Genomic DNA, 433 nt, shown 5'->3' with positions numbered 1-433 from the left:
TTTTGCGGGGCTTCCGGTGGGCGGGGGCGTCGCCGGTTTCTTTCCCGAACTGAACCGCAAGCCGCCGCCGCCGGGGCTGGCGGTCGTGACGCATGGGCTCTGCCCCATCGTGCATGCCGCCGACGATCTGTCGGTGGTCGAGTCGCTGGAGGCGGTGCCGCATATCCTGGCCTCGGGGCGCGCCCTGGCGGGGGATGCGGACTATTGGCTGGGGCCGTCGACCATCGCCATGCGCCACAATCCCTATGGCAGCCGCACCATCCCCAATCCGGGGCGCGGGCGCGTCTGCATGACCGATGACGATCCGCGCCAAGAGACCGGCTTTGCGGCGGCCTGGGCCTGCGGGCTGGCCGCGGCGATCGCGCCCGCGGGCCTGTCGGTCTGGACCCCGGCCGAGGTGCTGGGCCCGCGCGGCCTGTTCGCGCGCGATGGC

At 73.2% G+C, this 433-nt stretch carries 1 pseudogene; it reads left to right on the top strand.

Annotated elements, in window-relative coordinates:
- Positions 1-433 (top strand): annotated as a pseudogene (locus tag TW83_RS21540) (hypothetical protein); the annotation flags it as partial.

This window comes from Paracoccus sp. S4493 (assembly GCF_000967735.1).
Classification (GTDB): Bacteria; Pseudomonadota; Alphaproteobacteria; order Rhodobacterales; family Rhodobacteraceae; genus Paracoccus; species Paracoccus marcusii.
The sequence above is the reverse complement of the archived record's forward strand: the minus strand, read 5'-3'. Positions and strand labels throughout refer to the sequence as shown.